This is a genomic window from Granulosicoccus antarcticus IMCC3135 (assembly GCF_002215215.1).
Lineage (GTDB): Bacteria > Pseudomonadota > Gammaproteobacteria > Granulosicoccales > Granulosicoccaceae > Granulosicoccus > Granulosicoccus antarcticus.
On sequence record NZ_CP018632.1, the window covers coordinates 6,824,411 to 6,844,582 of the forward strand.

The following is a 20,172-nucleotide window of genomic DNA, read 5'->3' on the forward strand; positions in this document are numbered from 1 at the left end:
TTAGCGTCCTGATACTGAATCGAATATCAAGCTATCGGACCACAAGGACCATGATTGTATAATGGTGCTCGTAGTTCCATCAGCGGTTATCGTGACTTCAACCGTGTCCACATCCCCTGTAGCCCCGTTCATGGTCAGCACGTTGCCCGATTCAAAGCTAAGCTCCATTTCGCCTGCACCGTTGGCGGGGGTCAGATCAGTGGGGACATGAACTGTCATTCGTTCACCCCCTGTCCAGTCAGCTTGTACCGAGAAGTCTCCGGTGAGCGCAGAATCACGCCAGAAGTCAGTATCCGAGTCCTCGATAACCAGAGAAGCGTCACTGCCTTCACGACTGAAATCAAAATTGGTGGTGGTCCAGAACCTGTCACTACGGCCGCCGAAGTCTCCTGAAGCTCGAATAACTTCAGTTTGATCATCACGTTCGAAATCAGTGAAGGTGATGTATATGGCCTCATAGATTGCAGTCGATACCTGCCCATCAAACATCACGATCCCATCCTGGCAGTTATCAAAGTCAAAATGCCAAGTCAGCAAGTTATCTGTGTGATAGCCCTGGGTTTCAGGTATGACAACCAGTGTCCCTCCATTACTGCAGACGGTGTCCGCACGTTGAGTGATCAATTCAGTCGTTTCAGGGTTCACCTCCGGCCAGCCATCATAGGTTGGATCAGAATAGTCTGGTGCTGTGAGAATTTTATCGCCGTAAAGCTTGCCTGAAAAGATGCCAAAAACATTGGCAACGATATCGACGTAATTGTCCGGTGTAATCACCGCTGCAGATTGCTCAGGATCCGGTGTGGGATCCGGTGTTGGGTCGGGTGTGGCTGTCTGTTGGTCAGTCGGATCGTTCAATGGCTGTGCGCCTTCGTTATCACTTCCACTACAAGCCGCGACGAACATGACAAATACAAGCGATAGATATTTCAAAGTCAGCGCCCCTTCCATTCCATGAAATTGTGATGTAAATCACGATAATGTAAGAACCGGTCGCAACTGTCAAACCTACTTTCAGACAGGACCATTACTTACAACGCTCATCCACCATCGACGCTGTACGATGACTGTGAAAGTGCAAAAATACAGTACCGATGACCACACTCAATAGACACTCTGACGAGGATAGCAATTTGCACGTTCGCAATAATTTGAAAGGATTCAGGGGCGCACACTTTACTGACCTCCGGTTGGTTACCGTGCTGCTCACATTGCTCTTACTGCAGACCGCCTGTGCTACTAAAGCTGCTGTCAATAACGACTCGCAACTAACACTGATCGCGGCAAACGGTGGCGCGTGGTACCGCCAAGTCAATCTTCAGTTACACGAGGTGCTTGGCGCAGCGACCAGCAGTGAGCTGCAGATCATTAACGCGACGCCACTAGGCTTTCACATGGCGTTGAGAGGCCTCAAAGACCAAGCCGGCGCCGTTGTGTTCCAGTCCCCAGCCAACTCTGTAAAGTTAGCCAGCGAAGGCAAATTGACGATTACGAAGTTAGGAGGCGATGACAACATGACGGTTGAAAAAGAGCCGGTAGCACGTATTGACGGCATCACGGCTCTGTTCCCGATTCCTGCTCTGATCACGTATGTGGTGGTCAGTGATCTTAGCGGGTTAACTCGTCTTGATGATCTGCCTGAACTGGATGTCGCCTGGCTCGTGTTCGAAAACAAAGCGGAGCTCATCACGTACACACATTTTCTGCGCAGCGCCAAACTGAAATCACACGCACTTTTGCTGAGCGAGAGCTCGTTACCGGAGACAGTAGCCGATCTGCGTGACGAACGTATCGACGGCTTTATCTTCAAGCGTCTCGGTCAGGCCGAGGATCTGAGCAACGCTCTGCAGAGTCTGGAGGACATTGGCATCAGAATATTGTCGCTGAGCGACGAGCATATCAAGGCACTACACCTCACACCGATTGAGATTCCTGCGGATACCTTCGCCGGTCAGTCTGAGCAGGTCGTAACAGGCTCTTTAAGAATGTTTGCCTATGCCAACGCACACGTGAGCGATGACATGGCCTATCAGCTAGTCAAGGCATTCTGGGAAAACCAGAACGCTCTAGTCGGCAAGTCCACGACTTGGTCAGGCATCACACCTGCTCTACTGGATGAGGTGAGCACACCCTTCCATCCTGGCGCATTGCGCTATTACCAAGAAATCGGGGTCGAGTTGCCTGATAATTTGCACTAAGGGATCGTGAAATAATTAAGTATCAGTTTTCAGTTGGTCCTGGGGGACGCCCAGTCCGCCTGTCCGGCAAGGCGTGAGAAGGGCGAATAGCTGGCCATTCAACCGCCGAACAACGCGGCAGGGCAGGATGCAGGGACGACTGAAAATGATAATTAATTGTTTCACGATCCCTAACTCCCGTTCCGTCAGAATTTAGCACTTCAGTCGCTAAAAATGTAACCTTCAAAGCACCGAGCGGAATTACATCACTCTACATGTCTGCCTCAGGACTACCGTTAACAACAATACGCATTGACAGAATCTATTCGTTTTTCATTAACGCATTCGATCTAGGACTGTTGCACTTGCTTAAATTGTGATGGAAAACACCATGTCCACTGAACGAACAATAGCTCAATACTTGTTACCAATAGTTGTATTTGCAGTCGCTCTGGGATTCGGGTTCAAGTTCATCGATTTAAACCAGACTATCCGCGTCAACGAAAGCCAATTGGAGCGCCAGCAGCTACTGGCAGATGTACGCTCACAAATTGAACGCCATCTTGTACAAACCCTGACATCCACAGAACTGCTGGCACACGAGGTCGTGCGTACGCGTGGCCATCTGCAGAATTTTGAAACTCTGGCTCAAGGCATTCTCAACAGAATGCCAGCTATCAGCAACCTGCAACTGGCTCCCAACGGCGTAGTCAGACGAATTCATCCTCTGGCGGCTAATGTGGAGGCACTGGGGCACAATATTCTGAGAGACAAGCGGGTCAACGCGGATGCGTTCACCGCAGTTGAAAGTGGCAATATAACGCTCGCTGGCCCCATACACCTGGTGCAGGGCGGAGTCGCTGTTATTGCACGACAACCTGTTTATCTGTGGAAAAATCCCATTCAGAATGTCAGTCTGAACAAACCGAGTGAGCGACCACCGTTCTGGGGGTTCGTATCAGCGCTGATCACGCTCGATAATCTGCTCGCCTCTGACACTCTGGATTCACTGGCCGGCAAAGGCTACGGTTATCACTTCAGCCGTATTGAAAACAAAAAGGATTCGATTATCTACTTTGCAGAGAACGGCACATTGAACAATGCCTGGTCAGACAAGATAGAGATATGGGTTCCCAACGACAAGTGGACTCTAACAATTGGAAATCAAACCGCAGTAGGAGCCAGTTCTGCAGCCTTTGAACTGGCTATGACATTACTACTCTCATTACTACTGGCAGGCGCTACCCGGTACTTCCTGCAACGGCAGGGAACACAGGTCCCCCACCGTACACGTTCAAACAAGCAATACGCGACTACAGAACGCTCATGATCTCCTGTGCCCACTCGTTTGTGCGCAGAATGCCCTTGAAAGCATCAGTGCTGTCGCCCGGCCCCTTGGAAAACAGGTATACCGGCGTACTACTGTGGTTATCACTGGCCCAGACCACATTGGATTGATTGGCCACAACAGCTGCCAGGATGTTCTTTCGAACGCCCGTGCTATATACATAGAACGCCTTGCGCTCATGCATCACAGGGAAGCGCTCTGCACTGAGCGTGCCGTGATCTGCCACGTAGAACTCGTTCTCTTCGGTCTCCAGCACCCGTTCTGCATCTGCCAGACTAATGGGGAAGCTGGTGTTCTCATTAACGATGGCACGCAGGTTTTCAGCTGTTTGCTCGCTCTCATCCAGACCATCGAACTCACTGAAGATGCCGTCGTAGGAGAGCTTCTGGCTGAACATACGATCCAGAGTTTCCACCTGTCCGAAGTTCCAGTTTGGCTTGTACTCGTCGCCGTTGAACACATCGCCATCCAGAGGCTGACCTTCAGGCAAGTCGTTACGTGAATAGGCAAATCCAAAGCCACCGGTTTCATGGTCTGCTGACACCACCAGAAGTGTGTCATCACGCCCTTCCATCCACTCCAGTACCGAATCGATGGCATCCGAGAACTTGATCATCTCATGCAGTACGGTGCCCGCATCGTTGTTGTGTGCGGCCCAGTCAATCTGCCCGCCTTCTACCATCAGGAAAAAACCATCTTCATCCTTTTCAAGCACTGACAAAGCCTTGTCTGTCATTTCCGTCAGCGTTGGCTGAACGCGACTCGCATCGCTCAGAGCTTTGGTATTTGCAATACCATCCAGCATGCCCGAATAGGCATAGAGACCCAATACCTTATCGCCGGTACTGGCTGCCAGATCGGTTCGATTGAAAGACAGATCGTAACCAGCTTGCGCTGCTTCATCCAGCAAATTGCGATCATCCTTACGCTTGGAGGTTAATCGGATAGTGCCACCTGTCTGGGCTTCCAATTGCTGTCGAATGGCACTGCCTTCCTCATTAACGCCTTGTGGCAGCCAGTGTCGAATGCCACCGCTGAGCATCACGTCAGCACCGGTCTCCAGCATCTCTGCTGCAATTTCGTTTTCCAGACTACGGTGCTGCTGATGAGAGGCATAAGCCGCTGGAGTCGCATGTGTCAGCCGCGTGTCTGACACGATACCGACAGCTTTACCCTTGGTCTGTGCCAGCTCCAGCATTGACTCAGCCCGGTTACCTTCGTAATCGGTACCAATCATTTCTGAACCAGCCAACTTGCCACTGGCAAACTGCGTTGCCGATGCAGCAGAATCAACGACCAGCACATCATGAGATTCGGTACGAGAGATACCAATAACACCCTCTTCTGCCAAACGCTCGAAAGCAGAGGACTTCAAAACCGGGTTGGGTGCATAGCGAATATAGGAATCCAACAGGCCTACCTGCTGAGGTCCCATACCATCTCCAATCATGACGATGACATTCTTTATCTTGCTCCCGACAATGGGCTCCATTGCCTTTTGGGTAGCTTCCTCTACCGTTGCGCAACTGACCAGCAACGTCGCAGTACAAATGGAAGTCAGTACTTTAGTAATCATTTTCCTCTTCCTGTGTCCTTGAGATATTTTTATTGTACTTGCGTACCTTTTCAGGCTAGCACGACACAGACATAGTCGTAAGTCATTATTAGTGATGCTCACTTGCATCATTTCCTGATGTTTTCGTATCAGTGTTTCGTGCGATTTTTTCAAAGGCTCAATTCGAGCCCTTATCAGTACGCTGTCAATGGCGGCAGATTCACGTCACTTGTACTGAAAGCAGCAGAGCAGACTATCGAAGTACAAACCTGTCACTCTTGCGCCCTACCAACTGACTACTGAGGATCAGGCTATATCAGCGGATTGTATTCGGCTGACGCCCGCTTCCGACATCGCCTTCCAGGCAGCATCCACAGAGCCATTCAGATCAATCCCTCTGCAGGCATCCTCGATCACAGAAACAACCATTCCGGTCGAGGCTGCGTCCTGTGCCGACCAGCTGACGCAGAAATCAGTTGCCAGACCACAGACGTAAACCTTGCTGAGACCGCGTTCCTGCAGGTATCCCGTCAGACCTGTTTTGGTAGTGCCATCGGCTTCCATGAAACCTGAATAGCTATCTACCTCGTTGTGATAACCCTTGCGCATGATCAATTGGGCATGGGGAATATCCAGAGCATCTGATAGCTGAGCATCCTGCGTGCCCTGAACACAATGATCCGGCCACAACACCTGAGTGCCATAGGGCATTTCAATGGTTTCAAAGGCTGACTTGCCTGGGTGAGTTGATGCAAAAGATGCGTGTTCCGGCGTATGCCAATCCTGTGTAAAGACCACGTTCTGAAACTTGGCACCCAATGAGTTGATCACCGGAATAATCTGATCGCCATTGTCGACCGCCAGTGTTCCACCTGGCAGAAAACAATTCTGCACATCGATGACCAGTAACACGGCATCTGCTCCGGGAGTTACTGATGCAGCAGCCAGGGCTCTTGCGCTCGAACTCAGAGTCAGCGCACTCATACCCGCCAGCTGTAAAAAACTGCGTCGATTCATATGATTCTATTGAGATTTATCGTTACTGTGCATTTTAGGCTTTCACTTTCCTGACGATGACAGCTGCTTTTCGTTCAGGCTGATGTTGCGAGACGATATTGGGGCTCTCGCAATCTTTACGATCTGCCTGGCCACCCTCGTCCGAGTCGGAGGAGCTGCTTTTTGAGCCGCCCTGATCGCAATCGGTTGCCAGTGTTGAACCACTGAAGGCAATTGCAGCCCCCGCCAGCAAAACACTACTACCGCTGCGCATAAACTGTCGACGACTGGACTTGTCCAGCACCACTATGGATTCCGGCTGCTTGCTGGACATGGTCAGTTCCTTTCAGGGGACTTTGAAAACACCATAACTCAGACTTTATTGTGCGGTCAATGCCAGACACCCAATTAAGGCGCAGCAGACTCTTGACTCGACGCTTCATCTATAGAAAGCTCCGGAAGCTTCAGAATATTGGCGTACAGAAGGCGTTGACAGACAGCCAGCTTCTGCTCATCGTCCAAGCCGGGCAATGATGACACCACACACTGCCCCACACCTAACAGCCACTCTACGGCAGAAGCCGATGGCTCACTGAACTCCAGCACCTGTCCGTGAGTTCGACAACGCAAAGTAGTGCCCGAACGCTCCTTGCTGATAAGCAGTGAATGCTTCACCTTGATATTTGCTGACAGACAAAGCCCTGAGGCAGGATTGTCTGTCTGTGCAACACCCGGCTCCTGAGTGATCGAATCAGACAACAGGGAGCTCAACATGCCACGACAATCAGCGGACGAGTCAATAGCGGCTGTATCAGCCAGACTCGACAAGGCTTGCTGCAGATGCAATGGGCTGAACACCGGACTCAGCTCCTCAGTTTGCGACAATGGCGTAGATGAATCGATCAACTCATTCTGCCGCAACCAGCTCCCAGGCACGCTTTGCCGGTATCGGGCATCCTGCTGCGTCAATTGCTGCACCATCTCCAGCAAGACATCTCGCCATGTAACCGCATATACGCCAAGCGTTATATGCAACGATGAGGCTTCACTCGCCACCGCATCGTGCATCACGCCGCGGGGAATATACAGGGTATCGCCAGCCTCAAGCAAAATGGACTCTTGCAGTTCTCCGCAAACGTGACGGGAAGCCTCAAAGCCATCGTGCGAATAGGGTAATTCAACACCTCCACCATAGAAATTGAAAGTCTTGGAGCCTGCGACCTGAAGAATGAAAACATCGTGCGAATCATAGTGTGCGTTGAAGCCCTGCTTGCCTGGCGGCGACAGGTAGACATTGGTCTGACAACGTAACTGCAGGGCCGTCTGCACAGAGCGTCGAAAATCTGCAAGACTGGCAATCTTCTCGTGCGCTTGCGACAGCACGATGGTGGCACCGTTGCGATGATATTCCACCAGCCGGTGTGGAATGATGCGTCTTGCATCGTCGGTATAGGTAGAAGTTACAACAGGATCATGCAGACGTACTAGCTGAACCGATGGAAAGTACAGAGCCTGGGATGACAGCAGGGTTTCGATCTTCTGCAATGATAATAACGAACTAAAGTGACCTGGATCCGCCCTGCTCACATGTAGCGGGGCCTGCTCCCAGTAATCATTAAAAAACTCAGCCTCTTGAATCGGGCCTAGAATCACCGATAATTCTTCACCGCTCGTGTGCATGTTTTTCTCATCCTCACTTTGAGTCAGGATAGCAACCGCCACGAACCGACGCCAACTCCCTCATGAACCGAGTCGCCGAATGGAACCCTTCAAGAACTTGATCAGTGCCGAACTGGTAGCACTGATAGCGGATCAACTCGCCCAATGCAGCGACAGAAAATCAGCCAATCGATTCAGCCGCACTGTTCTTGAAACTCTGCAGGAACTGGAACTGAAAGAGCGTGTCCAGTCGATAGCCGACGCGCTGTTTGAGGAACTCCCCGACCACAGTGTCGAGCGGCATGCCGCCTTACTTGGCATGCTGCACCCGGTGGTCGGCATCGGCTTCAACCGCTCATCCGATACCCAGGGCATCGCTGGCTGGGGCATCTGGCCTTTGTCCCTGATCGTCGGCCAACACGGTCTGGATGACTTCGAAGGCGGCATGATCTTGCTGCGCGAAATGACCCAACGCAGCACGGCAGAATTCGCCATTCGCTATTTTCTGATTGCTGATCAGCAGCGGGCTCTGGCAATCATGAGTAGCTGGGTCGAAGATGACAATGAAGATGTGCGTCGCCTGGTTTCGGAAGGCACACGTCCACGACTCCCCTGGGGCATGCGGCTGCCTTCTCTGGTCAAGGATCCCAGACCCACATTTTCACTGCTTGAGGCCTTGCGTGATGATCCAACGGAATACGTCAGACGTTCAGTGGCCAATCATTTGAATGATGTCGCCAAGGATCACCCTGAACTGGTTGTCGATATTGCCAGGCGGTGGTATGAAAATACAAGTTCGGAACGAGAAAAACTACTCCGGCATGCTTGCCGTACCTTGATCAAGCAGGGCCATCAAGAGACGCTGGGGCTGTTTGGCTTCCCCCCGGCCAAGGCTGACATTACGCCAGTCAATCTGTCGAGCGAGAGAGTTTCAATGGGTGAAAGTCTGACAATCTCGGTGCTCATTGAATCGCAGAGCAACAAGCCGCAAGCATTGTCCATTGACTATGTCCTGCACATGCTCAAAGCCAATGGTTCATCCAGCCAGCGCGTCTTCAAGGGAAGTGTGATCCGCCTTGAAGCGGGTGCTCAAATGAATTTCAGTCGCACTCACAAGTTCAGGGAAGTGACCACCCGTCGGCACTACCCCGGCACTCATGCGGTGCACCTGCGTATCAACGGGGTGGATACACCCAAAACTGATTTTGAACTTGCCTGTGCTTAACTGCTGCTCAGAGCAACAGCAACGCTCGGTAGATTGTCAAACGCGCCTCAGTCTGGCAATGGAATGAATTCTGAACGATCGTCTGGCGGCAGATCGAACTGTCCGGCACCCCACTCTGCTCGACGCCATTGCTCTTTCGCCTCCTCGATTCTCTCTTTACTGGAGGATACAAAGTTCCACCAGACATAGCGTGGCCCGTTCAGCGTCTCCCCGCCCAGAATAATCACGCGCGCGCCTCGCGCACCAGCAGCGATGGTGATTTTATCGCCGGGACGAAACACCATCATCTGTGCTTCGCTGAATTCCTTGCCGGCAATGGATACCGATCCTTCCACGATATAGATTCCTCGATCCTCATGATCGTCCGGCATTGGCAGCAAGGCACCTGGCTGCAAGATGGCATCACCATAGAACATCTCGGAGAAAACACTGGCAGGTGCCTTCTCCCCGTAGGCCGTACCAAGAATCAATTTCATGCTCACACCGGTATCTTCGATAATCGGCAGAACCTCCTTACCGTGGTGTTCGAAACTCGGCGCCTCCTCCTCCTTGTCTTCCGGCAAGGCCACCCAAGTCTGTATACCAAACAAGCTATGGGGCGCCTTGCGAGTCTCTTCACTAGTGCGTTCTGAATGCGTCACTCCATTACCGGCCACCATCCAGTTGACCGCACCGGGCAAAATCATCTGGTTGGTACCCAGACTGTCCCGGTGCTGAAACTCACCCCGGTACAGATAGGTAACCGTGGCCAGACCGATATGCGGATGTGGCCGCACATCGACCCCCTTACCCGTGATGAATTCAGCCGGTCCCGCCTGATCAAAGAATATGAAAGGACCAACCATCTGTCGTTTAGGCGCGGGTAACGCCCGTCGCACTTCAAAACTACCCAGATCCCGAGCTCGTGGAACTATCAGTGTTTCGATCGAATCCATACCGATCTCATCGGGGCAACCTGGTTCTAATCCTGGTATCCAACTCATGTTTTTCTCCTGATTAACTGATCTGGCCGAAGCCGCCCTTCTTCGTGACTTAAACCGCGTCTGCCACCGGCATTTGGCCCAATGCACCTCGGTTGAACTGCATGACAGCCTCCCTGATTTCCTCTGTCGTATTCATGACAAACGGACCATGCGCAACAACGGGCTCATCAATGGGTTCACCACTGAGAACCAACAATTTAGCCTCACCCTCCGCCTCAATGCTCACTAGCCCACCGTCTCGACTCAGCAGCACGGTCTGCGCCTCTCGGGCCAGCTCCTGTCCATTGATACTGACAGTTCCCGACAGCACCAGCACTGACAGTGTGTGCCCTTCAGAAACATCCAGTTCTATCCTTTTTTCGCGATGCAATCTGACATCCCAGATATTGATGGGCGTGAAACTCTGAGCCGGACCCCTTCCATTGAGAAATTCACCGGCAATCACACGCACGGAACCAGCGTTGTCCGGGAGTTCTACCTCCGGAATGTGTGCATTCAGAATCGTCTGATATCCCGGGCTGGCCGACTTGTCCTTAGCCAACAGGTTGACCCACAACTGCACCATTTCGAATTTGCCGCCGGAGGCTGCAAAGGCTGGCGAATGATATTCCTCATGCAAAATGCCAGATCCAGCCGTCATCCACTGAACATCGCCCGGACCAATCACCCCACCAGCACCTGTCGAATCCCGGTGCTCCACTTCACCTTGATAGACGATAGTGACGGTCTCGAAGCCTTTGTGGGGATGCGCACCAACACCGCGCCGAGCGCTTGTCGGTTCAAAGCTTGCCGGGCCCGCATAGTCGAGCATGATGAACGGGCTTATATGCTGCCCCTGATCATGGTGCGAAAGCATGGTGCGAACAGGAAAACCATCACCCACCCAATGCTGTCCGGGTGCGCTGTGTATGCCGAGTATCTGTCTCATGACTTATCTCCTGGAATGAGTCGGTGGTTTCCGACCAATTGCTTGCCATCAAGTATATTGACGAGACAATGCATTGACTAGATGGCAATATTGCATCAGATCGTTCCATATACAGGACAATGAAGCATGCATGATCTCAACGATCTCTACTACTTCGTCAAGGTGGTGGAACATGGCAGTTACGCGGCAGCATCCCGGGCATTGCTGGTACCAAAGTCCAGGTTGAGCCGTCGCATCATTGCCCTGGAAGAGCGACTGGGCATTCGCCTTATTCAGCGCTCAACCCGTCGGCTGGCCATCACGGATATCGGCCAGGAATACTACCGGCACTGTGTCGCCATGCTGGTGGAGGCCGAAGCTGCCCAGGAAGTGATCGACCGCTCACGCTCAGGACCACAGGGTCTGATCAGAGTCAGTGCCCCGCCAGCTCTGCTGTGCTTCGAGGCGGGCCCCATGATTGCCCGTTACATGGCCGCCAACCCTCTGGTTACGGTAGAACTGGAATCCACATCACGCCGTGTCGATGTCATTGGCGAAAGCATTGATATTGCCTTGCGTGTGCGCTTCCCTCCCGTTGAGAACTCAGACCTGACCTTGCGGGTACTGGGCGACAGCAAGCAGCGGATGGTGGCAAGCCCCGGCTTGATCAATCAAGGGCCTGCGACGCTCAAGCCTGCCGATCTTGCCTTGTTGCCGAGCCTGGATCTGAACCAGACAGGAGGTGAACATGCATGGAAGCTGGATGGTCCAAACCAGTCGCAAGTGCGTATCCGGCATTCACCACGACTGGTAACCGATGACATGTCGCAGCTGCTGCATGCAGCCGTTGAAGGTGTCGGTGTTGTGCAATTGCCTGCCATGGTGGCAGAAGATGCCTTGCAGGCAGGCACCATTGTAGACCTACTGCCAAACTGGAGACCGGTCGCCGGATCGGTTCAGGCGATCTTCCCCTCACGACGAGGGTTGCTGCCATCAGTCAGGAGTCTGATCGACTTTCTGGTAATGGAGTATGCACGGCGTGATGCTGCAGATAATGGCTGAGCCCCGTTAAAGAGCAAAAACACTCCCCCAACCCATGATTTCTGAAGGATCTTCCCCAACCAGACGTAATGTCTGCCAGGCGGTAATGGATACCGAGTCAATCACTGGAATACCGATTGCCGCCTCAACCTCAGCGGCAATGGGGGCGCCACGAAAGTTGGTACAAACGATCAGAATGGCATCAGGCTTGGACTCAGCGGCACTCATCGCATAGCCTTTGATTTGATCGGAAGGGTATGTGGCAAAAGAGAAATTACCCTGATCTTCCAGCCGAGTGTCATGCACGATCTCAAAGCCTGCAGCCTGGTATCTGGCAATGATGGCATCCTGAATCTCGGAGGTGTATGGCGTTATCAATGCCAGACGTTTTGCCCCCAGACGCTCGACGGCTTCTGCAAACGCGGCCATGGTAGATGTTGCCCGAATGCCAGTTTCCTCGGTAATACGTCGGCATAAGGCCTGCTCCTGTTCCATACCCAGCCATGCGGCAGCCGTGCCACTCCAGGCAATGCAATCAACACTGGCTTCTGCCAATCGGTGGGCCGCCTCCATAATCGTATCGTGATCGAACTGCTTCACTGACTCCGGAGAGAGTGAGATGCCAGTTACCTTGAAGCGCGCATAATGCACACTCACGGTTTCCATGAATGGCATGAAAAGCCTGGAGGTGTAGGGCTCAATCACCGTATTTGATGAGGGTGTCAGCATGCCGATGCGCTTGGGACTTACAAATGTGCTCATGGTTGGATTCGTGCTTCGATGGAGATCAACAGACTAAAGTAGGTGCGATAGGTCGGATTCACAATGTCTTCATCACATGCAGTACCGATTCGCGCTCAAGCATTCTGGCACGATGCGCCTGAATCTTCGGGTAACGTGACGGATCGACTCCATCGCCCTCCATCCACAAGCTGAGCGCAAACAGATAGGGATCGCTAATGGAAAATGCCTCACCGTGCACCCAATCCCCTTGCAGCATCTCTGTTTCGATCAGTTCAAAACACGCGCTCATCGAGACAGGCACATAGGCTGTCATCGCTGTCAGAGCATTGGCATCATCTGCCCAGCGCCGACCCCGCTTCTTGTGCGCATGTGCGATATGCACAGTGGAGGACAGATAACTGTTGAACGACTGCAGCTGCGCAAATGCCAGCGGATCAGTAGGCAGGGCCAATATGGAAGCAGGTGCCAGCTGTGCCAGGTAAACCAGAATAGCAGGGGTTTCGGTGAGCACCTGATCATTGACAAGCAATGCTGGCACACGCAATTTGGGATTGACCTGACGATACTGGTCAGTCAGTTGTTCGCCACTGGCAAAATCAATCCTGATCAGCTCATAGTCCAGGCCGGACTCTTCAAGTGCAATATGCACAGCCACGCCGATGCTGCCTGGTGATGTATAGAGTTTCAATGTCATGAATCCGTTCAGCCATGATGGGATGCGAGCGCTAGGAGGCTGTCCGAGAATAGTGAGGACAGCCTCCTAGTCTATTACTCTGGCGAGTACTCGTGTTGTGGCAAGGCTGGCCTGTGAGATGATTGCCCGCAGAGCCACTATCGGTTTGCGCCTTGTTTTCGAACCTAGCCATGTTACTCATTGATGCCGCCATGTACTTACCTGTCAGCGAAAGCACGCTGCTGACGGTGCTTGACGAGACGGCCAGCTGGGAGAACACTTTACAGCGGCTCGAGATACCGGAAATTGCCGCCCTCTTTCTTCTGGCTCACCTGCCCGCGCTGCGCGACCACAAGCGTCTGCCTGCCGAACGCGTATTAGCTGAAACCATCGAGTCATGCAAGCAACAGGTCGACAGAGACGGCCTGGCTGAGCTGACTGACTACGCCCTGAAAAACCTGAACCGGCAATCAGTGGCTATAGGCTCTGAGCTGCTTGTCGACTTTCGCATCGCACTGCTGGACGAGGAGACGGTCAGGCGCAAGGCTTATCTTCACTACACCGGTCTCTGGGATTATGGTTTTCAGCAGAAGTATCGGGAAAGCCTGGCCAGCCAACGCGTCAGCACGACGATTGATTCAAGACAATTTTCACTGAGCGCCGAGCAAAGCCGGGTCTACCGGGAATTCGAATCGCAGAAAGACGAGCATATGCATATTCAGGGTTATGCAGGGACTGGCAAGTCTTCCCTGATTAAAACCCTGTTGGGCATGTTTGAAACATCGGGTGGAAAAATACTGGTACTGGCGGCTCAGAAGCGACAACTGGACGCCCTGAGTATCGACTCTTCCAGCCTGCGCCATGTCCACAAATGCACCTTTTCCGAACTGGCCGAAATGGTCATCCCCGTCGATTTCACCTCCTCGGCCAACCGCAACATGCTGCGCAAGTACAGCACTCGTGCCACCATGCCTGACAGTGTGATTGTGCAACAGCTGGGGGTAAAGCCCAGTAACGAATTCGGCACCGATCAGATCATAAAAGCCATTCGCGCCACCGTGTTCAGCTTCTGCCAAAGTGGCGACGCTCAAATCCAGACAAAACATATACCGGCCAGCTATGCCAGCACCTTCGATCTGACTCTGCGCGCCGTCGTCTGCCAATACGCCAAAGAGCTCTGGAACACACTGCTATCGCCACCGACACCAGACTTCAAACCTCAGATTCGTGGTTTTCATAAAATCAAATGGGCAGCTCTCAATGGCTGGTCCGTTCCGGAGAAGTACACCCACGTTCTGGTTGACGAGTGCCATGATCTGCCCAAACCTGTATTCCAGATTCTGGCCTGCGGCCCGCAAGCCCGTTCAACTCTGGGTGATGATTACCAGAACCTGAAAGGCCAGTCCACCAGGCATTCGGGTCAGACTCGTTTGCGCGAGATGGTTCATTCAGTACGTTCCGGCCACGAACTGGAGAGCATCATCAACCCCATCATTGCCACGCACCCCAGTGGCACAAAAGCCAGATTCCAGGGCAACAACCTGAGCAGACTCGACATTCAGTACTACCAGAAAGCAGTGGTGCCAGACGTGCCAGCCGTGATCCTGGTCAGTGACACCTGGGGCTTGTTCGAATGGGTACAGCGTCTGGCAAACCAGAATATCAACCCGGTCCTGATGAGCGATCACAAGGATCTGGACATGTTCGTACAGGACTGCATCGAGCTCAAGTCAGGCGGCGGCAGTGCCCGACATGGCGAGTTGTTCCGCTTCAATTCCTGGGACAGGCTAGCCAGCAGTTATCAGAACAACCCGGGCTTTCGACGCATCAATCAACTACTGGAAAAAGGCTATGGGCAGAAAAACTGGCAGCAGACCTATATGCGTCTAGGCACAACTCGCAGCCACACACATACCCATGCCGTAAGCCTGATCGAGAATGTACGTAATCTTGAATTCGATAACGTCATGCTGGCACCCGATGTTTTCAATGCGGTAGAAACAGCCTCAAGAGCTGCCTTCAGCTCCGCCATCTATGTCGGAGTAACACGAGCCAGAAAACGGCTCATGGTTCCCGAGGAGCTCAGACACTGGATCGAAGAAATCTCTGCCACCGGCAAGGTTGACAACAAACCCGGCAGACGAACACGAGCCTGATATCGATCCACCTGATAGGCGTTATGACCGATGCTCGCCCTTTAAGCCCAGTTGAGAAATCCTATGAACATGCAAAGCCCCATACCGATTCTGCGCAGTTTCGACGAAGCGAAAACCAAAGCTTTCTATCTGGATTTTCTGGGCTTCGACGTCTCCTTCGAACATCGTTTTGATACGGAATCACCCTTGTACTTCGGTGCCTTCAAGGATAACTGCGTCTTGCATCTGTCCGAACATCATGGCGATGCCTGCCCCGGCTCGACACTCAGAATCGATGTTGACGATGTCGATGCCTACTGCAAAGAGTTGAATGCAAAAGGCTATCAGAATGCCCGACCTGGTGTGCAGGAACAGCCCTGGGGCTATCGCGAAATGTCGATCCAGGACCCTTCAGGCAACAGACTTGTATTCTGCACATCTGTTTCAAACTGATCCCAATAACGACGGCGTCCGCGACGACGCACTCACTGCATCCACAATGAATCCACAATGAATCCGCACTGCGTACGCAACTACTCAAGCACTGGCTGTCTGATCTCCCAAACACCATAAAGCCTGGCCAGCACAGCAATAACAACAAACGAAAATATCAGTCTTGCCCATAAAATACCTGACAAATCAGCGCCAAGTGCCAGAATCAGCAAGGTATCCTCAATGATGCTGTGGAGCAAACCCAGAAAACACAGGGAAAGATAGGCATCACGCCGGTTCATCACGCCCTGGTCAAGATCGCGTATCAGCAAACCTGCCCCATAGCTCAAGCCGAGAGCTACGCCTACCACAGTGACATTGGCGGCTGAGCGCCCGATTCCCAGCACACGCAGTACAGGAACCAGCCCGATATGCATTAGCCTCTCCAGGCCCAGCAATCGAAGTGTATTCAGCAAAATGATCAGGGACAGAATCACAAAGTAGATCATGCCCAATGTCTTGGCCTGACTAATAACCCACGCCGTCAGAGAATCATCGCCACCCGAAGAACTCCAGACAATGGTCGCAGGCTCCTGCAACAAGTTGAAGTGTGTATAAAACAAATGCAGCAGGCTAGCCAGCAGTAGTGCGCCACCCACCCGTAATACAATAGTGACCCACCAGGGTACGCCTGCCCTTCTGGCCACCGCGCCTTCAATCGGAATGGAGTGTCCGATCAACATCAGAGTACCCAGCACCGTTACCTGCTCGACACTCAGGGAAAGCTGACCGGCCAGCCCGACAAAGACCACGATTCCGGAGAATATATTCGTCAGCAATGTGGTCGCCCAGACGACACCCAGCAAGGCCGGTAACCCCGTCAGGTACATGACCGGTGCCAGAACCGCGCCGATAAGCTGCATGGCTCCCAGCTCCTCCAACACCTTCACCACCAACAGGGCCGGAATCATGATCTTGAGCAAGACGCCGTAAACCTTGATTGATTCGACCAGGATGGTGCGTACTGCAAACAGGGACTGAGAGAATTTCACTAGCTGGATGTCGGTCATTAACGAGGCATAACGATACGACAATCAAGACAGAATATTCTGCAATATTCCATCTGTTCACGTATTTTTATAGCGTATCAGCCTGCCCTTATCGAATTTTATGTACATGGACTCACTTGACCGTCGAATACTTGATCATCTGCAGCAGGACGCCAATATCACCAACCAGACACTGGCTGAACGAGTCGGACTCTCACCCTCTGCCTGCCTGAAGCGTGTCAAGCGACTGCATGCCAGCGGCATCATTGATCGAGTGGTTGCGCTGTTGAATCCCGAAGCCACGGGCAACAGCATCTACCTGATCATCGAAGTCACGATGGAGCGCGATCACAAACTCATGTACAAGCGTTTTGAAGACAGCGCGCTGGCCGCCCGAGAGGTCAAGCAGTGTTATCAGGTGACCGGTGAATCCGACTTCATGTTGATCGTTTCTGTGCCCGACATGCAGGCTTATGACAGATTCTGCGATGCGGTGCTGTATGCCGATGACAACATGCGCAAATTCAGAACCTTACTGTCACGCAAACGCAGCAAGTTCGACACATCCACCTTGCTGGCCCCTGAAAAACCGTAAAACAAGCACGCTCAACCAAGAACCTGCGCCATCTCACCCCAAGCGCCGGCCACCAACGACACAGAATATAACCAGTGCCGAGGTCCCAACCATGGCAAGACTGATCGTCTCTCCCAGTACCAGTGCTGCCAGTAACATCCCTATGAAAGGTTGCAGAAGTTGCAGCTGACCTACCGCCGCGATTCCGCCCAGAGCCAGGCCCCGATACCAGAATACAAAGCCGATAAGCATGCTGAACAAGGAGACATAAGCCAGAGCAACCCAGGAGGCAGCGCCAATCTCCCGAAAGCTTGAAGGCTGCAGCACAACACTTGAAACCAGCATCAGCGGTAGTGAAAACGCCAATGCCCAGCAGATGACCTGCCAGCCACCCAGTTTTCTGGATAACTTCGCCCCTTCGGCATATCCCAGCCCGCATACGACAATAGCTGCCAGCATGTAGACATCACCCAGCATGCTTGCCGAGGAACTACCGTACAAGGCAAAGCCTGCGACCAGCGCACTACCTGCAATGGAGAAAAACCAGAATGCCAGGCTTGGCCGCTCGCCGGCGAGAATGACGCCGAACAGCGCCGTCATCAAAGGTAACAGGGCAATGTAGACAACAGAATGAGCGGCGCTCACCTGCTGCAAGGCCAGAGCGGTCAACAGCGGAAAGCCGACAACCACGCCAATGGCCACCAGCAGAAGCGAGATGGCATCGACGCGCTCTGGTCTTTTCACTTTCAGAAGCAGTAGAACACCAATGGCAACCAGCCCGGCAATTGCCGCTCTGCAAACCGTCAGAAACACGGGATCAAAATCCATGACGGCCAACCGTGTCGCAGGTAGAGATCCACTGAAGATCAGCATCCCCACAAATCCGTTCAGCCAACCTGTCGTGATGTCCTTCATGTGTCTACTCGTGAAAACCGTTAGACACAGCATGCGGTGTTCTGGAGAAATAAACCAGAGACAGTAGGGTACAATTTGATCATACTGTACTGGTCTGTCAAGAACGACAACTCTTATGAACGCACCAGATCGGCAATCAGCAAAATCCTCTACCACACTGATTGCCAGCACCATGGCCGCTGTGCACGAACGCATTGCTGCAAGAACACTGACACCGGGTTCTCGGCTGCCCTCAATTCGCGAGTTCGCCCAATGCCTTGGCGTGTCAAAGTCGACCGTGGTGGAAGCCTACGAACGACTGCGAGCAGACGGCGTCATTCAATCACGTCCCGGTGCTGGCTATTATGTATCGGCACCACTCGCCCCCTTATCCTTGTCAAGGACTGAGCCTTGCCGGGATCGCGACATCGACCCTTTGTGGATCACCAGACAATCACTGGATGCAGCCCATGACACACTCAAACCTGGCTGTGGATGGATGCCACCATCGTGGATGCCCGAGGCCAGCCTGCGTCGTGCACTGCGCAAAGTCGCCAGAAGCACAGGGAACGCTCTGGCCGACTACGCACCAGCACAAGGCCTGGCACCACTGCGAGAGCTTCTGTCCCACCGCCTGGCAAACATCAGCATCAACACGGCAGCAGCAGACATTCTGCTGACAGAATCGGGCACCCAGGCCATTGATCTAATGTGCCGTTGCCTGCTCGAAAACGGCGACACCGTACTCGTCGATGACCCCTGCTATTTCAACTTCCATGCCTTGCTCAAGGCCCATGGTGCTCATGTGATCAGCGTGCCTTACACGGCAACCGGGCCGGATATCTCGTTATTCGAAAATGCTCTGAAAACGCATCGACCACGCCTGTACATCACCAACTCGGGTGTTCACAACCCAACGGGAGCCACCTTGTCTACCGACACGGCTCTGCGCGTCGTCAAACTGGCTGAGCAGTACGACCTGAGAATCGTGGAAGACGATATCTTTACCGATTTCGAGCAAAGCCCAGCGGTCCGACTGGCAGCGCTGGACGGACTGCAACGAGTCTGTCTGATTGGCAGTTTTTCCAAAACCATTTCGGCATCGATTCGCTGCGGCTTCATCGCAGCACCCGCTAGCTGGGTAGAGGAATTGCTGGATCTGAAAATTGCCACCTCATTTGGCAGTGGCAACCTGGCCGCACATATCACGCTGGCCATATTGAAAGATGGCGCCTACCGAAAGCATGTGGAATCACTGAGACAGCGATTGTCTGATCAGCGCATTCGGGTTGCACAGAGACTTGCCACCATGAATATCCTGCCCTGGTTGACACCTCAAGCTGGCCTTTACCTGTGGTGCCAGCTTCCCAATGGCATTGATGCTGCGGCTGTAGCACGCAAAGCACTGGCCGATCATGTCGTGCTCGCGCCCGGTAATGCTTTCAGCTTGTCACACGACTTCAGTGACTTCATGCGATTCAACGTCACCCAGACTCACGATGAAACTGTTTACCAAGTGCTTGAAGCGGCGATGAGTGATACTCCCCAGAATGAGAAAGCTCAATGAACCTGCGATCGCTGGATCTTAACCTGCTGGTCGTGTTCGATGCCCACACCCCGGGCACTGGATGTGGTCTGGACCTGATCTGGCATGACAGGTTCAGCAGACACCCTGCGCAGCAATGGCTTCGACAAGTCATATTGCGGGCAGCTCACTCAGTCGCCAACGCCTGACACGACCAGTCGTTCAAACCGAAGTATCGGAATTCATACCACCCACTTT

At 52.9% G+C, this 20,172-nt stretch carries 20 protein-coding genes; 9 read left to right on the top strand and 11 right to left on the bottom strand.

What is annotated here, in order from left to right; translation table 11 throughout:
* Positions 1-930, bottom strand: a complete 930-nt coding sequence (locus tag IMCC3135_RS29545) for a hypothetical protein (protein WP_157736354.1) — start codon at positions 928-930, stop codon at positions 1-3.
* 266 nt (positions 931-1,196) lie between these two features.
* Here IMCC3135_RS29545 and IMCC3135_RS29550 point away from each other — a divergent pair, with 266 nt between their 5' ends.
* Together IMCC3135_RS29550 and IMCC3135_RS29555 are read left to right on the top strand one after the other, a co-directional pair.
* A complete protein-coding gene (locus IMCC3135_RS29550) occupies positions 1,197-2,195 on the top strand; it encodes a TAXI family TRAP transporter solute-binding subunit (protein WP_157736355.1) in 999 nt (332 codons plus the stop codon).
* Between the two features lie 370 nt (positions 2,196-2,565).
* On the top strand, positions 2,566-3,504 hold the full coding sequence (locus IMCC3135_RS29555) for a CHASE domain-containing protein (RefSeq protein ID WP_157736356.1): 939 nt from the start codon (positions 2,566-2,568) through the stop codon (positions 3,502-3,504).
* Here IMCC3135_RS29555 and IMCC3135_RS29560 read toward each other — a convergent pair.
* From IMCC3135_RS29560 to IMCC3135_RS29575, 4 genes are all read right to left on the bottom strand, one after another.
* Positions 3,488-5,098: an alkaline phosphatase gene (locus tag IMCC3135_RS29560; protein ID WP_157736357.1), complete on the bottom strand. Its 1,611-nt coding sequence runs from the start codon at positions 5,096-5,098 to the stop codon at positions 3,488-3,490. The two genes, IMCC3135_RS29555 and IMCC3135_RS29560, sit on opposite strands and share 17 nt — an antisense overlap.
* Before the next feature lie 285 nt (positions 5,099-5,383).
* On the bottom strand, positions 5,384-6,094 hold the full coding sequence (gene pncA, locus IMCC3135_RS29565; protein ID WP_088920857.1) for a bifunctional nicotinamidase/pyrazinamidase: 711 nt from the start codon (positions 6,092-6,094) through the stop codon (positions 5,384-5,386).
* A gap of 34 nt (positions 6,095-6,128) precedes the next feature.
* Positions 6,129-6,407, bottom strand: a complete 279-nt coding sequence (locus tag IMCC3135_RS29570) for a hypothetical protein (protein WP_088920858.1) — start codon at positions 6,405-6,407, stop codon at positions 6,129-6,131.
* Positions 6,408-6,481: 74 nt separating this feature from the next.
* Entirely contained in the window at positions 6,482-7,753 is a 1,272-nt protein-coding gene (locus tag IMCC3135_RS29575; protein WP_157736358.1) for a cupin domain-containing protein, read from the bottom strand.
* A 79-nt stretch (positions 7,754-7,832) separates the two neighbouring features.
* Between IMCC3135_RS29575 and IMCC3135_RS29580 the strand changes: the two genes are divergently transcribed.
* Positions 7,833-8,957 (top strand): DNA alkylation repair protein, encoded by a 1,125-nt coding sequence (locus tag IMCC3135_RS29580; protein ID WP_088920860.1) that lies wholly within the window; start codon positions 7,833-7,835, stop codon positions 8,955-8,957.
* Between the two features lie 47 nt (positions 8,958-9,004).
* On the opposite strand, the gene IMCC3135_RS29585 is transcribed toward IMCC3135_RS29580, so the two are convergent.
* Complete coding sequence (locus IMCC3135_RS29585; RefSeq protein WP_088920861.1) at positions 9,005-9,940, bottom strand: pirin family protein; 936 nt, start codon at positions 9,938-9,940, stop codon at positions 9,005-9,007.
* 49 nt (positions 9,941-9,989) lie between these two features.
* Positions 9,990-10,868 carry a pirin family protein gene (locus IMCC3135_RS29590; protein ID WP_088920862.1) on the bottom strand — a complete coding sequence of 293 codons (879 nt, stop codon included), beginning with the start codon at positions 10,866-10,868 and terminating at the stop codon, positions 9,990-9,992.
* 126 nt (positions 10,869-10,994) lie between these two features.
* On the opposite strand from IMCC3135_RS29590, the gene IMCC3135_RS29595 reads away from it, so the two are divergent.
* The gene (locus tag IMCC3135_RS29595; protein ID WP_088920863.1) at positions 10,995-11,909 is read left to right on the top strand and encodes a LysR substrate-binding domain-containing protein; all 915 of its coding nucleotides are present in this window, start codon (positions 10,995-10,997) and stop codon (positions 11,907-11,909) included.
* A gap of 6 nt (positions 11,910-11,915) precedes the next feature.
* On the opposite strand, the gene IMCC3135_RS29600 is transcribed toward IMCC3135_RS29595, so the two are convergent.
* A complete protein-coding gene (locus tag IMCC3135_RS29600; RefSeq protein WP_088920864.1) occupies positions 11,916-12,650 on the bottom strand; it encodes a maleate cis-trans isomerase family protein in 735 nt (244 codons plus the stop codon).
* 58 nt (positions 12,651-12,708) lie between these two features.
* A complete protein-coding gene (locus IMCC3135_RS29605; protein ID WP_088920865.1) occupies positions 12,709-13,326 on the bottom strand; it encodes a glutathione S-transferase family protein in 618 nt (205 codons plus the stop codon).
* A gap of 170 nt (positions 13,327-13,496) precedes the next feature.
* On the opposite strand from IMCC3135_RS29605, the gene IMCC3135_RS29610 reads away from it, so the two are divergent.
* The gene (locus IMCC3135_RS29610; RefSeq protein WP_088920866.1) at positions 13,497-15,461 is read left to right on the top strand and encodes an AAA family ATPase; all 1,965 of its coding nucleotides are present in this window, start codon (positions 13,497-13,499) and stop codon (positions 15,459-15,461) included.
* A gap of 63 nt (positions 15,462-15,524) precedes the next feature.
* Positions 15,525-15,893: a glyoxalase superfamily protein gene (locus IMCC3135_RS29615; protein ID WP_088920867.1), complete on the top strand. Its 369-nt coding sequence runs from the start codon at positions 15,525-15,527 to the stop codon at positions 15,891-15,893.
* A gap of 80 nt (positions 15,894-15,973) precedes the next feature.
* Here IMCC3135_RS29615 and IMCC3135_RS29620 read toward each other — a convergent pair whose 3' ends face one another.
* Positions 15,974-16,924, bottom strand: coding sequence for a hypothetical protein (locus IMCC3135_RS29620; protein WP_205737775.1), 951 nt, complete (start codon positions 16,922-16,924; stop codon positions 15,974-15,976).
* Between the two features lie 124 nt (positions 16,925-17,048).
* Between IMCC3135_RS29620 and IMCC3135_RS29625 the strand changes: the two genes are divergently transcribed.
* Entirely contained in the window at positions 17,049-17,516 is a 468-nt protein-coding gene (locus IMCC3135_RS29625; RefSeq protein WP_205737776.1) for an Lrp/AsnC family transcriptional regulator, read from the top strand.
* Between the two features lie 33 nt (positions 17,517-17,549).
* Here the strand turns inward: IMCC3135_RS29625 and IMCC3135_RS29630 are convergent, their stop codons facing one another.
* Positions 17,550-18,410, bottom strand: a complete 861-nt coding sequence (locus IMCC3135_RS29630) for a DMT family transporter (protein ID WP_088920870.1) — start codon at positions 18,408-18,410, stop codon at positions 17,550-17,552.
* A gap of 115 nt (positions 18,411-18,525) precedes the next feature.
* Between IMCC3135_RS29630 and IMCC3135_RS29635 the strand changes: the two genes are divergently transcribed.
* Positions 18,526-19,956 (top strand): aminotransferase-like domain-containing protein, encoded by a 1,431-nt coding sequence (locus tag IMCC3135_RS29635; RefSeq protein WP_205737777.1) that lies wholly within the window; start codon positions 18,526-18,528, stop codon positions 19,954-19,956.
* Positions 19,953-20,123, top strand: coding sequence for a hypothetical protein (locus IMCC3135_RS34380; protein ID WP_157736359.1), 171 nt, complete (start codon positions 19,953-19,955; stop codon positions 20,121-20,123). The genes IMCC3135_RS29635 and IMCC3135_RS34380 overlap by 4 nt, the downstream gene beginning before the upstream one ends.
* Positions 20,124-20,172: the final 49 nt, after the last annotated feature.

Coding starts and splice junctions, on each gene's coding strand:
- IMCC3135_RS29605 (WP_088920865.1), bottom strand. CDS start 13,326: ATGACATTGAAACTCTATACATCACCAGGCAGCATCGGCGTGGCTGTG.
- IMCC3135_RS34380 (WP_157736359.1), top strand. CDS start 19,953: ATGAACCTGCGATCGCTGGATCTTAACCTGCTGGTCGTGTTCGATGCC.
- IMCC3135_RS29590 (WP_088920862.1), bottom strand. CDS start 10,868: ATGAGACAGATACTCGGCATACACAGCGCACCCGGACAGCATTGGGTG.
- IMCC3135_RS29595 (WP_088920863.1), top strand. CDS start 10,995: ATGCATGATCTCAACGATCTCTACTACTTCGTCAAGGTGGTGGAACAT.
- IMCC3135_RS29580 (WP_088920860.1), top strand. CDS start 7,833: ATGGAACCCTTCAAGAACTTGATCAGTGCCGAACTGGTAGCACTGATA.
- IMCC3135_RS29570 (WP_088920858.1), bottom strand. CDS start 6,407: ATGTCCAGCAAGCAGCCGGAATCCATAGTGGTGCTGGACAAGTCCAGT.
- pncA (WP_088920857.1), bottom strand. CDS start 6,094: ATGAATCGACGCAGTTTTTTACAGCTGGCGGGTATGAGTGCGCTGACT.
- IMCC3135_RS29560 (WP_157736357.1), bottom strand. CDS start 5,098: ATGATTACTAAAGTACTGACTTCCATTTGTACTGCGACGTTGCTGGTC.
- IMCC3135_RS29555 (WP_157736356.1), top strand. CDS start 2,566: ATGTCCACTGAACGAACAATAGCTCAATACTTGTTACCAATAGTTGTA.
- IMCC3135_RS29615 (WP_088920867.1), top strand. CDS start 15,525: ATGAACATGCAAAGCCCCATACCGATTCTGCGCAGTTTCGACGAAGCG.
- IMCC3135_RS29625 (WP_205737776.1), top strand. CDS start 17,049: ATGGACTCACTTGACCGTCGAATACTTGATCATCTGCAGCAGGACGCC.
- IMCC3135_RS29585 (WP_088920861.1), bottom strand. CDS start 9,940: ATGAGTTGGATACCAGGATTAGAACCAGGTTGCCCCGATGAGATCGGT.
- IMCC3135_RS29635 (WP_205737777.1), top strand. CDS start 18,526: ATGAACGCACCAGATCGGCAATCAGCAAAATCCTCTACCACACTGATT.
- IMCC3135_RS29610 (WP_088920866.1), top strand. CDS start 13,497: ATGTTACTCATTGATGCCGCCATGTACTTACCTGTCAGCGAAAGCACG.
- IMCC3135_RS29600 (WP_088920864.1), bottom strand. CDS start 12,650: ATGAGCACATTTGTAAGTCCCAAGCGCATCGGCATGCTGACACCCTCA.
- IMCC3135_RS29575 (WP_157736358.1), bottom strand. CDS start 7,753: ATGCACACGAGCGGTGAAGAATTATCGGTGATTCTAGGCCCGATTCAA.
- IMCC3135_RS29630 (WP_088920870.1), bottom strand. CDS start 18,410: ATGAAGGACATCACGACAGGTTGGCTGAACGGATTTGTGGGGATGCTG.